This window comes from Mechercharimyces mesophilus (genome assembly GCF_059818345.1).
Genome location: NZ_JCBAPH010000001.1, coordinates 863,328 through 882,065 on the forward strand (window position 1 = coordinate 863,328; position 18,738 = coordinate 882,065).

The following is an 18,738-nucleotide window of genomic DNA, read 5'->3' on the forward strand; positions in this document are numbered from 1 at the left end:
TATCAATAAACCTTTTTCCTTTTTCGCTAATGTGTGTGTTAGAATGGATGAATGAGGCTAAGGTGTAAGGAGTGAGAATCATGAGTCATTTGGAAGAGAAAACAATCGAAAGTGAAGTTCTCTTTGAAGGGCGCGTTATTAAGGTGCAGATTGACAAAGTCTCCCTTCCTAATGGAAATACTTCTACTCGTGAATTGGTGAAGCACCCCGGTGCGGTGTCCGTATTAGCCGTAACGGAGCAAGGAAAAATCGTCCTGGTGCGCCAATATCGCAAACCACTAGAGAAGGCGATTTTGGAGATCCCAGCTGGGAAGATCGATCCAGGAGAAGCACCTGAGTCGTGTGCCCATCGTGAGCTAGAAGAGGAGACAGGCTATCGTGCACAATCAATGGTAGAAGTGATCTCATTTTATACTTCTCCTGGTTATGCGGATGAGATCATATACATATTTGAGGCAAAAGGCTTAACTTCAGGAGAGGCGAAGCCAGATGAGGATGAGTTTGTGGAAACTGTAGAATTAACTTTGGATGAGGCATTAGCAAAGATCGCTTGCCAAGAAATTCATGATGCCAAAACCATAACGGCCATTTATCATTGGCAAAATTCACTTCTACAAAATGGGGAAATGTAGTATAGATACGGGCACCCCTTGCACAGCATCTTTTGCCCGTATGCAAAATGATTATAATTATTCTCACTTGATACTGCTTGTTATCTGTTTGACTTCTCCCTTATCTCTCCAATATAATGAGGGAAGAGATATTGGGGGGTGTGGATGTGGAAGATCGGGTCAGCCAAATTAAGCAACAGTTGTCATCCCATAGTTACAAATTGACCCCTCAACGGGAAGCAACAGTTCGTGTTCTCCTTGAAAATGTAGAAGCCCACCTTAGTGCGGAGGATGTCTATCTACTGGTGAAGGATAAATCACCAGAGATTGGTTTAGCGACGGTCTATCGCACGCTGGAACTATTAAGTGAGCTCAGCATCATTCATAAGCTTAACTTCGGTGATGGAGTCACACGCTATGAGTTCCGTGCTGAAGGAGCAGAGCATCATCATCATCACCTCATCTGCTTACATTGTGGTACGGTGGATGAGATTATGGATGACTGGTTGGGAGAGGTAGAGGAACGGGTGGAACGGGAATTGGATTTCCGGATCGTGGACCACCGTCTTACCTTTCATGGTGTCTGTTATCGTTGTAAAGATCTCGTAAAAGATCCAGGAAAACTGGTCGGTTCAAAAGTAACGTGAGATTGAGGACATCGATCTCGCGTTTTTATATGATACGAGTATGAACAACGAGTGGACAGTGGTATGATAAGAGGGAAAAAGGAGGGACGGGTTATGATTATTGGCGTACCGAGAGAGGTCAAAGATAATGAAAATCGCGTGGCCATTTCCCCTGCTGGAGTGGATGCATTCGTACGAGCAGGTCACCATGTAAGAATAGAGAAAGAGGCAGGAGTAGGTAGTGGATTTCCAGATGAAGCGTTCACATTACGTGGAGCAGAAATTGTAGAAGATGTGGCGGATGTATGGAATACTGCAGATATGGTGCTCAAAGTGAAGGAACCACAACCGAGCGAATACGGCTTTTTTCGTGAAGGGCTTATTCTTTTTACCTATCTTCACCTAGCCCCGCTACCTGATCTGACAAGAGCATTGATGGAAAATAAGGTAACTGCCATTGCCTATGAAACCATCCAGTTAGAAAATGGTTCTTTGCCATTGTTGACTCCGATGAGTGAAGTGGCAGGACGCATGTCTGTCCAAATCGGAGCACAGTACTTAGAGAGAACCAAGGGAGGCAAAGGTACACTCCTTGGTGGCGTACCTGGAGTTTTACCCGGTGAGGTCGTCATCGTTGGTGGAGGCACGGTCGGGACCAATGCAGCCAAGATCGCTCTTGGCATGGGTGCCAATGTTACCCTGCTAGACGTCAATCCGGATCGTTTGAGGCAATTGGATGATATTTTTGATGGACATGTTCGAACACTTATGTCAAATAACTACCATTTGGCAGAAGCGGCGAAGAAGGCGGATCTCCTCATCGGAGCAGTCTTAATTCCCGGCCATCGTGCGCCCAAATTGGTAACAGATGAGATGGTGGCTGACATGACCGCAGGCTCCGTTATTGTTGATGTGGCGATTGATCAAGGTGGCTCCATCGAGACGATTGATCGTACGACCACTCACTCCAACCCAACTTATGAAAAGCACGGAGTGGTCCACTACGCGGTTGCCAATATGCCTGGTGCCGTACCAAGAACTTCCACCTTTGCGCTGACCAATGTGACCATCCCCTATGCTTTAAAGATTGCCACTCAAGGCTTGGGCAAAACGGTCATGAATCATACCGCATTGGCAAAAGGGGTGAACGTCATGGGTGGTGCAGTGACGTATCAGGCGGTAGCGGAAGATTTGAACTTTCCCTACGTTCCTTTGATGGATGTTTTGGGTGAACAGCTCGTTCAATAATCATAATGGGACATCCTTTTCCATAGGATAAAACAAAGTCATGGAAAAGGATCGAAGCACATGATCATCTCAATACGAAGAATCGGACAGTGGTGTAAGTGGTTAATGTGGTTCGTTATCTTGTGTGCCCTCTTCTTTCAGCTTATTCACTGGTTTTCAGCAATGAAAATGCCCACTCACCAGTACCGCGAACCACGCGGACGAGCCGTGAAGGTGATGGCGCCTGCTTATGCGGAAGAGGGTCTGGCTCGTCATCTACATGAGGTGGAAGAGCGTTGGCTGTTGTTTTACTGGTTGGGAGAGTAGGAGCAAAGGGTGTTTACTGGAAAAGCATCTCCTTCTTGCACGGGGCAACATCTGGTCTATGAGCTTAAGATAGCTGGTTCTGTGATGCAAGGCAAACCGCACTTAGATAAAAGTGGGGATTGACAAGTATCCGTTTGATGCTAAACTTATCTCTCAATGGAAGTGGACCATCTATACCGCAAGGAGGTTATCCTTTTGCGGGGTTTTTTGTTTGAAAAAAGTGAGGTGTACGGAATATGAAATCATTCAAGCGCGTTGCCTTAATTGTACTGGACAGCGTGGGGATTGGGGCATTACCTGACGCAAAAGATTTTGGTGATGATGATGTACATACGTTAGGACATATTGCCTCTTATCGCAACGGGCTTCATATGCCCAACATGATGAAGCTAGGATTAGGAAATATTGAAGCGGTGGAAGGCATTCCAGCAGTGGAGCGTCCGCAGGCAAGCTATGGAAAGATGATGGAGGTCTCCAAGGGCAAAGATACGACGACAGGTCATTGGGAAATAATGGGAGTTCCGACGTTTGTCCCCTTTCGTACGTATCCAAATGGATTTCCGCAAGAGCTACTTGATGCTTTTTCCGAGCGAATTGGACGGGGAGTGTTAGGAAATAAAGTAGCGTCGGGCACCACGATTATCGATGAATTAGGTGAAGAGCACAGGAAGAGTGGTTCCGTCATTGTTTATACATCTGCTGACAGTGTGCTTCAGGTGGCCGCTCACGAGGATGTGGTCCCACTAGAAGAGTTGTACCACATTTGTGAGGTTGCACGTGAGTTAACATTGGATGAGCGCTTTGCTGTAACACGGGTGATTGCCCGTCCCTTTGTCGGCGAGCCCGGTTCCTTCGAGCGCACTGCTAATCGCAGGGACTACTCTGTGAAGCCGCCTCAACCGACGGTGATGAATGGCTTGGCAGATGCAGGACTAGAGTCGATAGCCCTAGGCAAGATCTCTGATATTTATGATGGTGAGGGAGTTACTCGTTCCGTGAAAACGAAGTCCAATATGGATGGAGTCGATCAATTAATTGACGTTTTAAATCAACCTTTCACTGGCTTGGCTTTTGTCAATTTGGTTGATTTCGATGCGAAATTTGGTCATCGCCGTGATCCCATGGGCTATGGCGATGCTTTAGAAGCATTTGATGAACGTCTTCCTGAAATATTAGCTGCGCTACGAGAAGATGATTTGCTTATTATTACAGCTGATCACGGAAACGATCCCACTTATCGGGGTACGGACCACACCCGTGAATACGTTCCCGTATTAGTGACGGGTCCGAAGTGTACCGATGTGGGAGATTCTCTGGGTATACGAGAATCCTTCGCCGATATTGGCGCGACGATTGCGGACAACTTTAAAGTAGAAGCACCTCTATATGGACGTAGTTTTTTACAAGAGATACGATTACGAAGAGATTGATGGAAAGAAGGGATTATCAATGGAAGAAATCTTGAAGAAAATGAATGAAGCGAGTGCTTCAATCAAGAAAAAAACAGAACTTGTTCCAGAATGGGGACTCATATTAGGCTCGGGTTTGGGTGTACTGGCAGAAGAAATTACAGATGCCGTCACCATCTCCTATGACCAGATTCCTTACTTTCCTACTTCCACTGTGGAAGGACATGCGGGTCAGCTCGTTATCGGGAAGCTGGAAGGTAAGCCTGTTATCGCGATGCAGGGCCGTTTTCATTATTATGAAGGATATTCGGTGCAAGAAGTTACTTTCCCAGTGAGGGTGATGAAAGCACTGGGTGTTGAAAAGTTGTTGGTTACCAATGCGGCTGGTGGCATTGATACGAATTTTGCGGCAGGAGATTTAATGCTGATTGAGGATCACCTCAATTTTGCTTTCCAGAATCCCTTGATGGGTCCTAACGAGGAGGAGTTGGGTCCTCGTTTCCCAGATATGTCGGATGCTTATAGCCCTGTTCTGCGAAAAGTGGCACATTCCGTTGCGACAGAGATGAACTTTACCTTACAAGCAGGTACTTACTTGTGGCTGACAGGTCCTTCGTATGAAACACCAGCTGAAATCCGTATGATGCGCAAATTAGGGGCGGATGCCGTGGGAATGTCCACTGTACCCGAAGTCGTGATCGCCCGTCATATGGGAATCGAAGTAGTGGGAATCTCTTGCATTGCAAACCTCGCGGCAGGAATCCTTCCCCAACCTTTATCTCATGCGGAAGTCATGGAAGTAGCGGAGCAAGTAAAGCCTCGATTTATTGAGTTGGTACGAGGCATTCTCCGGCAGGCATAGTGGATGGGTTTGTGCCACCGTTAGAATAAGCGCGAAAATGAGAAACGTATAATCAGGAGGAAGAAACCATGAATAATCGAATGAAAAAAATAGAAGAGGCTCGTGCCTATATTGCAGGAAAAATAAAACAATCACCACAGATCGGGTTGATTTTAGGATCTGGGTTAGGTGTGCTGGCTGACGAAATTACAGAGGCTATTCACATTCCATATAATGAAATTCCTCATTTCCCTGTTTCCACGGTAGCTGGACATGCTGGACAACTTGTTATTGGACAATTAGAAGGGAAGACCGTCGTTGCCATGCAAGGTCGTTTTCACTACTACGAAGGGTACAGCCAACAAGAAGTGGTTTTCCCCGTCTATGTGATGAAAGCATTGGGTGTACATACCCTGATGGCAACCAATGCCGCTGGTGGAATGAATAAAAACTTCCAAGCGGGTGACTTAATGTTGATCGAGGATCATTTGAACATGACGGGTAGTAACCCGTTGATTGGACCCAATGAGGAAGAGTTAGGTCCACGCTTTCCTGATATGTCTACTGCTTATTGTGCAGATCTACGTGCAGTGGCGAAGAGCGTTGCTACGAAACAAGATACAAAGATTCAAGAAGGCGTCTATGCAGGGATTAGTGGTCCTAACTACCTCTCTCCAGCTGAATTGGTGATGCTCCGGAACTTAGGTGGAGATGCCGTAGGAATGTCTACCGTACCTGAAGTGATTGCAGCACGTCATGCGGGGCTGACCGTTCTTGGTATGTCTTGCATTACAGATATGGCAATCGGTGAGGAATTGGAGCCGCTCACCCACGAGCAAGTCATGGCAGTGGCCGACCGGACACGTCCGCGCTTCATCCAGCTCGTTAAGGGGATTGTAGCAGAGGTGAAGCAGTAATGGGAATGGTGGATTGGATTCGAAAAAAACGCGATGGTCAGGAAATGACCCGTGAGGAAATCCATCAACTGATTGTTGGCTATACAGGAGGAGAAATTCCAGACTATCAGATGGCAGCGTGGGCGATGGCTGTCTACTTTCAAGGCATGAGTGCGCGAGAAACGGCTGACTTGACGATGGCGATTGTAGAGTCAGGGGAACAAGTAGACTTATCTTCGATTCATGGGAAGAAGATTGATAAGCATAGTACAGGAGGCGTGGGGGATACAACGACGCTTGTCTTAGGTCCATTGGTTGCCTCCTGTGATGTCCCTGTCTCGAAATTGTCGGGGAGGGGTCTCGGACATACCGGAGGGACGATTGATAAGCTGGAAGCGATTCCTGGCTTTTCAACCGAGATGACCAATGCTGATTTTACCGAACGGGTGAATCGAATTGGCATCGCCCTTGCGGGTCAATCGAAAGATTTGACCCCTGCTGATAAGCAGTTGTATTCGCTTCGCGATGTGACAGCCACGGTCGACTCTATTCCTTTGATTGCTAGTTCCATCATGAGTAAGAAAATTGCTTCTGGTGCCGATAGCATCGTGCTCGATGTGAAATACGGACAAGGGGCATTTATGAAGGAAGAGAAGGATGCCATTACGCTTGCGCAAGCCATGGTGGCGATTGGGGATCAAGTTGGACGTGAGACGGTGGCTGTGATTAGCAATATGAATCAACCCCTGGGATTGGCGATTGGCAACGCGCTGGAGGTACAAGAGGCCATCGATACCCTGCGCGGGCAAGGTCCCGCTGACCTGACAGAACTCTCCCTAACTTTGGGAGCGCACATGGTTTCACTCGCCACCGAGTTGACTGCAGAAGAAGCGCGTCAGCAGTTAGAAGAGAGGCTTAATGATGGCCGTGCTCTGAAGAAGTTTCGCCAGTTTATTGCCAGTCAAGGAGGCGACGCCACAGTCATTGACGATGGGGAAAGACTCCCACAAGCTTCTTATCACCTCCCCGTGGTGGCGAAAGAAAGTGGTTATCTATCCAGCATGCAAGCCGAAGAAATCGGTTTGTGTGCGATGCAACTAGGAGCAGGGAGAGAGACGAAAGCTTCTGAGATCGATTTATCTGTTGGTGTGATGCTTCATAAGAAAGTTGGGGATTCGGTAACAGCCGGTGAGGCGATTGCCACGCTCTACGCCAATGATGAAGCCAAAGCGAAGCAGGTAAGTGAGCGATTGATGGAGGCAGTGAAGATCTCGCAGGAGAAGGTAACCGCTCCTGAGTTAATCCGCTGCGTCGTTACGCGTGAAGGCGTTAAACCGTTCTAACCTAAGCAAAATGATGAGAGAATAGAAGTCGAAGCCTTCTTCTATGTTGAGAAAGGGCTTCGACTTTTTTTGAAAAAAGTATTCGGAAAGAGGAGAAAAATTCTTTGATTACAACCAAGCATTCAACGAACCAGCTTACGAAGTATGAAACAGATACCGCGATCCTCCCGTTTGGTTCTATCGAACAATTTGGCCCTTATCTGCCGATGGATATCGATTGTCACATGGCGACGGCCTATGCGAGCCATTATGGAACGGCTTTGCATGCTTATATTCTTCCGGTATTTCCTTACAACACGAGTGAAGAGCATGCTGGTTTTCGCGGGACAGTCAGTCTTCGACCACAAACCATGATGATCGTAACAGAAGAGATCATCAATCAACTGCGGATGCAAGGGTTTCGAAAGTTTGTGCTAAGTACGGGACATGGAGGGGCTTTGTGGTTGGCTCCTCTCATCAAAGATCTTAACGCTCGTTATCCGGACATATTGGTGGTGGATGCTCATCGCAATGCGCGCCGAAACTGGCAGGATGCCGTCGAGCGAGCAGGCTTTCCTGATGATAATAACTTGCATGGAGGGGTGTTTGCTTTAGCGACGGCACTTTATCTCTGTCCAGAGTCGATTGATTGGGAGAGCTTACAAGACTTTGGTAGAGATGTCCCATTTGCATGGAACGAGTGGATGGATTACCTTGGATGGGGAAACATTACTACGGATGGAAGCTGGGGTCGATTTGTGAAAGAGCAGTGGACAAAAGAGCAGTTAACAGAGATGGGAACTCATTTTTGGAGCACTTTTTTACCAAAGCAAGCAGAAAGTTTATTCAATCATGTGCAGACTGCTTGGAAGATGAAGATGGGAGAGGGTGAAGGATAGGTATTCTTTTATCCGCCACGAGATTTGCCGTTCAGGGGGGATTTCCACTCTCTATCTCGAATAGGTATATACAGAAAGTGAACCAAGGTCGATCGTGAAGATAATCTATTGAAATACAGAAAACAAATAGATTGATAAAGTGGCGGTCACCTGATGTTTGTTCATGATGACCACATGAAAGGTGGAGGAGAAATGAGTAGACACTTAGAATCATTGCAAATGGAACTTCGTCATGAAGCGAAATTGACACGAACCATGCTAGAGAGAGTTCCAGAGGATCAACTGGAGTGGCGACCACACTCGAAATCGATGCCACTTGGCGTGCTCGCTAAGCATATAGCGGAGTCGGTTGGAGGGATTGCTGCCATTCTTAAAGAAGAAAAAGTAGATGCGAGTGGCTTTAAGGGACCTTCTCTACCGGAGAGTAGGCAAGAGTTTATCGATCTTTTTGATCAAGGAGTAGAGGGAGCGCTGGCCTTTTTGGGTTCCCTATCTCCTGAAGAAGCCATGCAGGAATGGTCACTGATGAATAAAGAGCAGGAGATGTTTACCGCTCCCCGGGTGGCAGTGATTCGATCGATGATGTTGAACCACCTTTATCATCATCGTGGTCAACTTTCCGTCTACCTACGCTTATTGGATGTACCGCTCCCTTCGATCTATGGCCCAACAGCGGATGAATCACCTTTTGCTCGTCAATCATAGATCACTGACATAGAGGGAAGTGATTAGTAGATTGCAAGCTCTGATTACATAAGGCAAGCTTTGAGAGGCTTGCCTCTTTTTTATGCTCAATCAAAATGAAATAGGTATCCAGAATAGGTACAAAGCCATTGCGTTTGAATGTCCACACAGGTGTTCTTTCGAAGAAGTCCTTGATACAAGTCGCCATTGTAATACTCCTGATGGCCCTGTCTGAAGGGGATGTCCAACCAACTAGGGTAAAGAATCTTGGAGAAGTAGAAGTACTCTGTGAAATACCGACTTTTTGCGAATTGTGGTGAGAGATCCTCTTCACTACTGGAAGTAGCGAAAGCTGGGGTCGGTACGGCAAGCAGTAATGCAACAGTCAACATCATTACCAGGACTTTCTTCATTAAATCCCCGCCTTTCAAAATATTTCAATCAAGTTCAAGACTAAAATATCAAAATAATAGAACTTTTTCAATGAGATTAGATAGGTTTAAGTTATAGATAGGATTACCTGCACCTTATAGATGAAGAATTGAAATCATGAATGAAGAATAGAGCATTTTTTTCTTCGAATTTATCTACTTTCAAGATTAAAGTAGGCATTTCATTTTTATACCTTCTTCGCACTTCGACCACCCAAAGTTAGAACAGATGCAATCACATAAGAGATTGCTTACTCCCCTGTATTAGTGTAGTGACTAGAACCAAAAGTGATTTCGAATGAAAGATAGGAAAGCTCTTCCTTAGTACGTCGCTATTCTTATCATTTGAGCCTGTCCTCCATGTCTAATTTCTATCTTCTTTGAATAATGGATGTAGGGAGGAAGAAGTGAAAACAGCCATTTCTCTGATTGCTGTTAGAGGGAGGATATAGGATGAAAGAAAAGAAGATGGAATTTGATTTTCGTTATGAAGAGGGCAAGGCGATGCTTCTTTGGGAAGAAGGAACCCTTCCAGACCAATACGACTTATCGGTTCAATTCGTGGATCGCGAAGGCAAACCACTATCACCACAGCCTCGACTAGAGATGAAAGAGGGCAAGGCGGTGTTGATCGATGAGGTAGCACAAGGTGAAGAATATTATGCGCGAGTACGTGCTTATTCGCCTTGGAGTCAGACCAAACGAATTGTGGTTAGTGAAGTGGAGCCGGTAAAAGAGGTTCAAGTGGAGTGGAGGAAGAATGAACTGACCATAGGATGGAAGTCGGTCACTTTTCAAGAGGATGGCTTTGAGGTAGAGATACGAGGGGACCAAGGAGAAACACATACTTATCATGTATCTCAAGGCGAGTGTGACCTAAAAATTGCGGGAGACAAGTTGACAGATCAGGAATCTTACAAGGTGGCTGTGCGTGCTGTGAAGGCAGGGTCCTATAGTGAGTGGATTCAGGCAACCTCCTTTCAGTTAGATAAAAAATTGCCAGATGATGATGCATTAAGAGCACTGTTAGCCAATATGAAAAAGGGTGCAGAAGAACAAGATAAGGATTTTTTCTTTTCTTTCGATTGGCTTTCCTCTTCGTTAGCTTCTTTGTTACAGGAGCTTTTGGGAGCGAAGGAAGGCATTCCGATGGAGGGATATCAATTAGAGTATGATTCAGAACAAATCACCTTACAGGGAGAGGCACAATTTTCGTTTGCACGAGCAGAAACCGTCAAATGGGCTTTTTCTATGAAGAAAGGAGAATTAAATTGCGACTTACGTGCCTCTATTGCAACTTGTTCGTTGTATAAGTTGTTACAAGAGGGAATGATTCCTGCTTGTAAACAAGAAATGGTGGAGTGGTATGCTGAGCTACCCTCTTTTCAGCAGGTGGAGCTTATTTTGGAATCCGCTAAAGAAGCAGTAACGTTGACAGCCATTGAAACCGATTGGAAGCTCCTGCTTGGAGGGAAGCAAGCTACATTTACCTCGTTATCCCCCTACTTCTGCAAACAGAGAGCAGCAGAAGGGAAAATGCTCTTCGAAGCAACGGCTCAAGCCTCGTTGCAATGGGGTGGCCAAGGGATCGATGTACCGGTAAAGCTCACCTTTCCCAAGGGAGGAACAGGGACGAGGGTGCAACTTTTTTCAGAATCAGCAGAAGGATGTTTAATAGAAGATTTTACTCAACTTCTCTCCTTCCTGCATCTATCTGAAGGGAATTTCCCACCAATTATTCCGCAACAAGCTGCACTTCGCTTACGCCATTTTGAGATGGAGATGGTTGCTACGCCGGCTACATGGCGGGTAGAAGCCACCTTTGCACCTGCTGATGAGCATCAATCATGGGAGATGATTCCGGATAGGGTCTCTTTGCAGGGAATGGAGTTTCAAGTGCAGATGACGTGGTCAGCAATGGAAAATCAGCATCGCTTTCTCGGTTCCCTCATCGGTTCTCTCTGTGTAGGAGAAGAATATTTGACCAAGGCCAAGGTTGCTTTGCCAGCAGTAGATGGATCATTTTCCGTGACGACCGAATATGCGGATTGTCCGTTTGAACTAGAGAAAGTGAGTGCCTTCTTTGATGGAGATGCTGCTTACCTTACAGAGCGAGTGAATCAATTTGGCGTATGGAAGGTAAAGGATGTTGAGGCACTCTCGTTTACTTGTACCGATCAATTTCCTGCTCATATTGACTCCCTTTCATTGCAATTAAGAGGAAATGAGTGGTCGATTCCGGGTATGGATTGGTTCGGTGCGAAAGATGTGTCGATGGATTGGGAGGTTGACTATCCACAATCTCGCACATTGAGAAACAGTAGAGGGAAAATTAATGGCTGGATGGTATTGAAAGAAGTGCAATTTGGGGTTTATGCCTCGTATATAGCGGGTGAAGAGGATACATGGACCGTACGTCTAGCCACTTTCTCTTCGATTCTTCCAGGATTGGATGTTATTGAAGATCTCATCTCCTATGACCGGTTAGCTGCTTTTTTACCGAAAGCGATGCCTCTCACGACCTCGTACGGTTTGGAAGGATGGGAAGTGGAGGTGAACGCTTCCGACTTTACGCTGAGCAGCGCACGTTTTCTGCTCAAAAGCCATACAACATGGAAGAAGTTTGTGGGTCTCTCATCTCTAGAAGACATCGTTTTCGATCTTTCCCTCGATCGGGGATCAACAAAGGAATTGCAACTAAGTGGTCTCATCTGGGGGATGCTTCGTCTTGGAGGAGCTTCCTTTGAACTACAGGCCGATAAGGAAGAGTCACAAGAAGAATGGTCTTTCCACGGCGAGATGGAATCTGGTGGGTCCCTTCATGTTAGTCGAGCGTTGGAACAGCTTGATCTGAGTGTATGGATACCAGAGGATGGGTTACCTGTTGACCTGACTTTCGACCAAGCCCAGATAAAATGCAATCCGCAAACGACAGAAATTCATTTGACGGGTAGGGGGAAAGATGAAGCCGTGTTTCCTATTGCAAATTCCTCCCTTACTTTAAAACAATTATCTGGTGATTTTTATCATGAGGGCTGGGATGAAGGGCAAAAGGAAAGCCAGACTCTCGGTCAATTGTGTGCTTTGTTTACTTTTGGAGGAATTACTGGGAAAGCATCGATTGCACTGAACCCACACGAAGATGTTTGTATCAAGTTAACAGAGATTGCGGAACCGCTGGAGGTAAAATCCACACTAAAAGATTGGTTTGGACGCTCTGTCTTTTTTGACTCACGTCCACCAAAGTACTTGCCACTTGTTCCTTTGATGGTTGATATGGAAGGAAGGTACTATCCACAAGAACAGGAGTTCATCCTAACAGGTGAGGCGAAGCATGGGGAAGAGGGAACCGGTTATGATCAAGAGATGGAACTTTTTCTTGGACGAAAGGAGCGAGACAAAGAGAAGTGGGGCTTCATGCTACTAACACAGATGAAGAAGGAGCGTCTGAAAGATTACCTTCCTTATTTTGCTGATTGGGATGAGCAGATCGCACTAGATGGAGAACGAGCGGTTCTTTCTTTTTCATCACTTGATTATGCAGAATCCTACGCAACCGAGTGGTTGGGTAGAGAAGAGGTATTGAGGATTTTACCAGGAAGTCATCTGCATTCCCTGCTTCATTTTGCAAAAGGGTTTCTCTTGACCAACACACAGGCGATTTTTTCTACAGAAGGGAGTCCGTTGGTGGAGTGCACATTGCCTGAAGAGAAGAGTGAGTGGATTCTTTTACGGGCTGATCTTGGCAATCAGTTTCTCTTTGGCTTCTTGCCCTGCTACCATGTGGAATTGCAATACCCGATCTACTGGAACAAGTCGGATGATTCTTCGCAAGTGCATCTGCAAGGACAGATTCATGTGCAAATGGATACAGACGAACATATCTTTAGTGGTGTACTCCATGTGGGCAAAGAAACGGCTGAGTTTCTTTCCATGACAGAGAAGTCCATAGCCAATCCATTGGGTATGCCAGCGGTGAATTTGGACCGTATTGGATTGGTGGCCAGTTGTTCCTTTGAGGAAGAGAGTGTATATGAGGAAACAGCCCATCTGATTGGAGAGGCGCAGATTGAGGGTACGCCGATGCAAGCGATTCTCCCTCTCTTAAGTGATGAGCCACAGATGGTATGGATGTCCTTAACGGATCGGCGTGGCAAAGATTCTCCGATGAAAATAAGCCAGCTATATCGTCATTTAACAGGGCAAGAGTGGTCGGACGCTCCCGATCTGCTGTTGGAACATGGGGAGATTTGGTTTGTACCAGGAAGCGATGAGGTGATGTATCAAGAGGTATCTTATCCTCCTGGTTTCCACGGACTGTTTGGAACCCACCTGCTCTTTCTTCCAGAGGTCACCTTTGAAATTTGCTTTGCAGCTTCAGAGGATCGGAATCCACAAATGTGGAACGGATATGCCGAGTTTAATGAAATCATCGATTGGGGATTTATCTCATTTGCTGGAACACAAGAACAAGAAGATGGGGTAGGCCCACAGATATGGTTGGATACAGTGGAAGAGTCGATGACATTGGAATCGGACCTCACGTTGTTCACGGAAGAGATCTCACGTGTAAAGATGCAAGTAGATGAATCGGCATTAACGGGTAGCTTGGTACTCTCCGACGTTTATGATAGCGTACCTTCTTCTCCGATTCCGTTTCTTTGGGACGAAGCGGGTTTCCATGTGCGGAACTGGAGGCTTCCTTCCTTTTCCCTACCGACTTTTACGTTAAACGATCTATATGCCTCTGCATCCGCTAGCCTTCCACTGATCAAACAACTACCGTTGGATACTGAGACCGACTTGGAGATCAACTTCTCTATTCTTCCTCCTACAGATGAATCTGCACCGAAACTACGGGTAGAGATAAAGGGTAGCCTTTCGCTTGACTTGAAAAGCCGCGCTTATGCTGCGGATGATTCCCTTGATCTTCCTTTCATCGTACCTGCTTTTGTACTGTCGTTGCCAGAGGAAGGGTCCTTTACATGGCATGATTTCATTCAGTTGATTGTGGAGAAGATCCGTCATTTCTTACAAACCGAGATGACGAAAGGAATGGAGAACGCGTTCACATTAGCAAAGTTCCTCGTGGCCAAAGGGTGTACGTGGTCGCAAGCAGCATTGAGGGAAGAGCTCATCCGAAGAGGATTTATCGCAACAGAGGCAGAGCGTCTAGTAAAACTGGCTTCGTCAGCGGAAATAGGAACAATTCCGGTGTCAACGGGAGGAAGAGGACTCCCTATCGGTGGTGTGATTGCAACGATTGCGGAAGGGATGGTAACGATTGTGACTGAAGAGGGAACGAACAAACGAGAGAGAGAGCTGGATAGAAAAGAAGCGGATCGCGCCATACCACCTGTGCCAGCAGCCCCGTCCCTTTTCTTTGAAGCAGATCATCTTGTTATTCGCTGGGAAGAACGTGATGACTTCACCAGTTGCAAGTCTCATCATTATGGCATCATATTGAAGGTCGGCGAAGAGCTGATGCCATTGTCGGCGGTATCAGGCAAAGAGGTGATGATCCCTGTCGAGTCTCGTTTTCTTGGTGAAGAAGTATCTGTGCAACTTTTTGCCTCAGGAAGTGGTGGAATGAGCGAGCCTAGCCTGAGCACAAGTTTACGATTGCTGTGTGCGCCGGTTGCTCCTCGTGTCACCTTTATCAAAGAAGTATTGTATGTGAAGTGGCAAGGAGTGAACGACTCTCAACAATATGAAGTAAGTGTGACGAATAAGGAAGGGCGCACGATTATTGGAGCACAGTCAGAGAAAGAAGAAGTACAGCTGAGTGCGGCCGTCTTTGCTGATGGAGGCGCGTTTTATGTGCAGGTACGTGCAACATCGCCAACTGCGGTAAGCCCATGGTCCGAAGCGACTCCATTGGTGATTAAGAAGCTGGCGCCACCATTAGGGCTCACTCTGAGTATGAAAAACACCGTCATGGTCGCTCGTTGGCAACCGGTAGAGGGAGCAACCAGCTATGTCGGACGCCTAACTTACAAGAATGGTGAGCTCCTCACACCACACCCGGAAATTTTATTTAATGGTACGGAAGCGTTTATCCATGGTAGTGCCTTGATTGAAGGGTTGGATATTGAGGTGGCTTTTCAAGCGACAGCTGAGAATGCTACAGGGTGCTACTGTGCGCCAGTTTCCTTTAAAATTGAGTCACTTTCCGCTCCGGCCAAACTCCAACTTCATTATGACGGAGAAAAGCGAAGCGTGTGTGCGGTCTGGACAGAATCGAAGAAGGCAGAGGGTTACGTTGTAGAAATACGGGACGAAGGAGGATACTCCTTGTTCCCTCAACCACACTTTCCCCAGCCTAAACTTTCATTTAAAGAAACTTCAGCTTCCTGGTCAGTGGATCAGTTCCCCGCGCTCTATGGGAAGAAAATTCAATTTGCCGTGCAAGCGATTTCTGCTACCGCAGAGAGTGGTTGGCGCACAGAATTCCTAACAGTGACCGATTTACCCACTCCTGTCATTACCTCCATTCAAAACAGAGGCTCGTTGGTGGTAGTAGAATGGGAAGAAATCGCAGAAGCTACAGGCTATTTCCTATATGTTTGGGATCAGGAGAAAGACAAGGTGGAACCGGCACCCCCGATTCGCTATGAAGGGAATACGGCTACCATTGACGCCACTCAACTCATTCCTGATCGGGATTACTTGCTTCAAGTTCGCGCGTATTCAGACAATGTCTACTCCATTTGTAGCCATCAAGTGCAATTCCACTATGCTTATCAAGAGCCAGAACAGTTTGTTTTGAGATTGAAGGAAAAGGGTTATTCGGAGAGTGAAATGGCAGAAGCGTTCCAAACTTATTATCCTCACCTTTCACATGATTCCCTCGCCCGTGCCATGTCCAAAAATCATTACTCCGCAGAGGAGACGATCGCCGTATTACAAGAAATTACCCCTGATCTTACTGCGACTGAGTTGGCTGGACTTCTCTCCAGCATGTACTTGGAAGATGAGTTGGATTAGAGAGCAATCGTAATGGATTTATCCAAGAAAGCCGGAGCGGCAGAAGCTCCGGCTTTTCTGTTGATGTGAGCAGAAACTATACTGCCCGAGTGGAAGTATTTTGCGGATGCATTATGGAATAATCCTCCTATTTATCGCTCACACTAATGTGTAGCTTGAATAGAAGGGAAAGATCCGATGCGAATCCATAAAATTTTGCTTGTGTTCTTATCTTGCTTGCTATTAGCCGGCTTTGTTCTGCCCGGAAAGACGGTAGTGGGTGAGGGAAAAGAATTAGCTGATAAAGCACGATCTGCCATTCTGCTGGATGCAGATACAGGAACCGTTCTTTATGAAAAAAATGCGGACGATAAATTACCGCCTGCTAGCATTACCAAGGTGATGACGTTGCTTCTCATTATGGAAGCGATCGATGAGGGCAATCTCCGTTTGGATGAAGCTGTACAAGCGAGTGAACACGCGGCTTCCATGGGAGGCTCGCAAATCTTCTTAAAGCCTGGGGAAGAAATGAGAGTAGATGAGCTATTAAAGGCGATAGCGATCTCCTCTGCCAATGATGCGACGGTGGCAGTAGCTGAACATCTAGCAGGAACGGAAGAAGCATTTGTACAAAAGATGAATCGCAAGGCCAAAGATCTTGGTATGACGCATACCCAGTTCCGTAATACCAATGGTTTACCGGAGCCGGATCATTATACGACGGCTCGTGATATTGGGTTAATGTCTAAAGCGCTCTTAAAGCATCCGGAAATCACGAAGTATACAGGTGTCTATGAAGATTATTTGCGTCAGGAGTCGGACAACCCTTTCTGGTTGGTGAATACGAACCGACTGGTAAAGTTTTATAATGGCATGGATGGATTAAAGACCGGTTTTACTCAAGAAGCCAAGTATTGTTTAACAGCAACCGCCAAGCGGGAGGGGCTTCGCTTAATTGCTGTCGTTATGGGAGAACCTGATCCCAAATCACGGAATCAAGAAATCGCGAAGATGATGAACTTTGCTTTTAGTCAGTATCGCTCTCATGTTCTTTATGAGACAGGAGATGTGATCGATACACGCAAGATAAGTAAGGGGGAAGCCCCACGACTAAGGGTGACAGCGCCACATCGCTTGAGTATCTTGATCAAAAAGGGAGAAAAGCCTGAGGAGTATACACAGTCCATTTTGTGGGACCCGCTGGAAGCTCCAATTCATAGAGGAGACGCAGTAGGGAAAGTGCAGGTGCTGAAAGAAGGAAAAGTAATTGAGAACTTTGTTCTTACTAGTGGTGAAGATGTTGGTCGTGCAGGATGGTGGACCTTGCTAAAGCGTTCGACGAAGAAAATTCTCTTCTTGCCGGATGAAGCGGAAGATCCCGAAGTGAAAAAGAAGGATGATGAGGAAAGTGAGATCAAGGATGAGAAAGGAGAAGAGTCGCAGGAAGAGGAAACGGACGCTACTTTAGAAAAGGTTGTTCCAGCAAGAAAGTGATGGGGATTGGAGGGATAAGGCCTCTGCTTTCCGGATGGGTTTCGTCCCCCTTTTTATAAGTGGACTAGTCTAGTGAGGTGCAATAGCAAAACCGAGGGTATCTTTACTGATACCCTCGGTTTTTTAGTTATTTTGTCAGATAGAAGGAACGGCCGGGTTTATGGAGAATTGGATAGAGAAAATGGAAGGAGTGGAAGCGATGAGTTTGCAAATTGAGTTGGCTCCACATAGGAATGTATTAGTGGTTCGTTTATCAGGTGAGTTGGATCATCATACAGCGGATTTGGTTCGTCAGCGTGTTGAGGAGGAACTGGACCGCGATTTTTATCATGATCTTGTGTTTAGTTTAGAGAATTTATCCTTTATGGATAGTTCTGGATTGGGAGTCGTGCTGGGGAGGTACAAACGAATGGCTGAACAAGGAGGAACGATGCGCTTGTGTTCCATTCAGCCTACGATTGCTCGTCTGTTTCAACTGTCAGGTATTTTCAAAATATTAACTGTCTATGATACGGAAGAATTAGCTTTGCATGCTTGTGGGGTGGCGTCATGACCAAGGTACATAACTTTATGGAGCTCTCTTTTGCGAGTCGCTCTGAAAATGAATCGTTTGCCCGCGTGGCAGTAGCTTCTTTTGTATCCCAATTGGATCCAACACTAGAAGAGTTGACAGATATCAAAACAGTGGTGTCCGAAGCGGTCACCAACGCGGTCATCCATGGATACGAGGAGAATGCGGAAGGAGTGGTTCATATTCGTACCGAGCTCAATGATGCAGGCATCAAAATCGAGATTGTGGATAATGGGGTTGGTATTCAAGATATTGAAGAAGCAAGACAACCCCTGTATACCTCCAAGCCAGAGTTGGAGCGATCAGGGATGGGCTTTACTATCATGGAAAACTTCATGGATGATGTGGAGATCCTCTCACAAAATGGAAAAGGGACAACGGTCCGGCTTATCAAGCAATTAAAATCTCATCGTCAAACGACGAGTCATTGAGGG

The 18,738-nt window shown here is 46.3% G+C and carries 15 protein-coding genes; 14 read left to right on the forward strand and 1 reads right to left on the reverse strand.

The genetic code is table 11. From position 1 onward, the window contains the following. Positions 1-80 precede the first annotated feature (80 nt). The 10 genes from AC6RGY_RS04440 (at position 81) to AC6RGY_RS04485 (ending at position 8,863) form a co-directional block, all read left to right on the forward strand. Entirely contained in the window at positions 81-632 is a 552-nt protein-coding gene (locus AC6RGY_RS04440) for an NUDIX domain-containing protein (protein ID WP_499859984.1), read from the forward strand. 116 nt (positions 633-748) lie between these two features. Beyond that, on the forward strand, positions 749-1,258 hold the full coding sequence (fur, locus tag AC6RGY_RS04445; RefSeq protein WP_499859985.1) for a ferric iron uptake transcriptional regulator: 510 nt from the start codon (positions 749-751) through the stop codon (positions 1,256-1,258). A 93-nt stretch (positions 1,259-1,351) separates the two neighbouring features. Beyond that, complete coding sequence (ald, locus tag AC6RGY_RS04450) at positions 1,352-2,485, forward strand: alanine dehydrogenase (RefSeq protein WP_499859986.1); 1,134 nt, start codon at positions 1,352-1,354, stop codon at positions 2,483-2,485. Between the two features lie 60 nt (positions 2,486-2,545). Next, complete coding sequence (locus tag AC6RGY_RS04455) at positions 2,546-2,791, forward strand: DUF4227 family protein (protein ID WP_499859987.1); 246 nt, start codon at positions 2,546-2,548, stop codon at positions 2,789-2,791. A 236-nt stretch (positions 2,792-3,027) separates the two neighbouring features. Further along, the gene (gene deoB / locus AC6RGY_RS04460; protein WP_499859988.1) at positions 3,028-4,221 is read left to right on the forward strand and encodes a phosphopentomutase; all 1,194 of its coding nucleotides are present in this window, start codon (positions 3,028-3,030) and stop codon (positions 4,219-4,221) included. Between the two features lie 19 nt (positions 4,222-4,240). Next, positions 4,241-5,062 (forward strand): purine-nucleoside phosphorylase, encoded by an 822-nt coding sequence (locus AC6RGY_RS04465; RefSeq protein WP_499859989.1) that lies wholly within the window; start codon positions 4,241-4,243, stop codon positions 5,060-5,062. A 68-nt stretch (positions 5,063-5,130) separates the two neighbouring features. Further along, positions 5,131-5,958 (forward strand): purine-nucleoside phosphorylase, encoded by an 828-nt coding sequence (locus AC6RGY_RS04470; RefSeq protein WP_499859990.1) that lies wholly within the window; start codon positions 5,131-5,133, stop codon positions 5,956-5,958. Then, positions 5,958-7,280, forward strand: a complete 1,323-nt coding sequence (locus AC6RGY_RS04475; RefSeq protein ID WP_499859991.1) for a pyrimidine-nucleoside phosphorylase — start codon at positions 5,958-5,960, stop codon at positions 7,278-7,280. Before AC6RGY_RS04470 ends, AC6RGY_RS04475 begins: the two co-directional genes overlap by 1 nt. Positions 7,281-7,384: 104 nt before the next feature. Next, positions 7,385-8,158, forward strand: coding sequence for a creatininase family protein (locus tag AC6RGY_RS04480; protein WP_499859992.1), 774 nt, complete (start codon positions 7,385-7,387; stop codon positions 8,156-8,158). A gap of 192 nt (positions 8,159-8,350) precedes the next feature. Then, positions 8,351-8,863 (forward strand): DinB family protein, encoded by a 513-nt coding sequence (locus AC6RGY_RS04485; protein WP_499859993.1) that lies wholly within the window; start codon positions 8,351-8,353, stop codon positions 8,861-8,863. Between the two features lie 86 nt (positions 8,864-8,949). On the opposite strand, the gene AC6RGY_RS04490 is transcribed toward AC6RGY_RS04485, so the two are convergent. Continuing rightward, a complete protein-coding gene (locus tag AC6RGY_RS04490) occupies positions 8,950-9,255 on the reverse strand; it encodes a hypothetical protein (RefSeq protein WP_499859994.1) in 306 nt (101 codons plus the stop codon). Positions 9,256-9,726: 471 nt separating this feature from the next. On the opposite strand from AC6RGY_RS04490, the gene AC6RGY_RS04495 reads away from it, so the two are divergent. The 4 genes from AC6RGY_RS04495 to spoIIAB all read left to right on the forward strand — a co-directional run bounded on the left by AC6RGY_RS04495 (position 9,727) and on the right by spoIIAB (position 18,735). Then, positions 9,727-16,260: a fibronectin type III domain-containing protein gene (locus AC6RGY_RS04495; protein ID WP_499859995.1), complete on the forward strand. Its 6,534-nt coding sequence runs from the start codon at positions 9,727-9,729 to the stop codon at positions 16,258-16,260. Between the two features lie 177 nt (positions 16,261-16,437). Further along, positions 16,438-17,733 carry a D-alanyl-D-alanine carboxypeptidase family protein gene (locus tag AC6RGY_RS04500; protein WP_499859996.1) on the forward strand — a complete coding sequence of 432 codons (1,296 nt, stop codon included), beginning with the start codon at positions 16,438-16,440 and terminating at the stop codon, positions 17,731-17,733. A gap of 199 nt (positions 17,734-17,932) precedes the next feature. Beyond that, positions 17,933-18,286 carry an anti-sigma F factor antagonist gene (spoIIAA, locus tag AC6RGY_RS04505; protein ID WP_499859997.1) on the forward strand — a complete coding sequence of 118 codons (354 nt, stop codon included), beginning with the start codon at positions 17,933-17,935 and terminating at the stop codon, positions 18,284-18,286. Next, positions 18,283-18,735 carry an anti-sigma F factor gene (gene spoIIAB / locus AC6RGY_RS04510; RefSeq protein ID WP_499859998.1) on the forward strand — a complete coding sequence of 151 codons (453 nt, stop codon included), beginning with the start codon at positions 18,283-18,285 and terminating at the stop codon, positions 18,733-18,735. Before spoIIAA ends, spoIIAB begins: the two co-directional genes overlap by 4 nt. Positions 18,736-18,738: the final 3 nt, after the last annotated feature.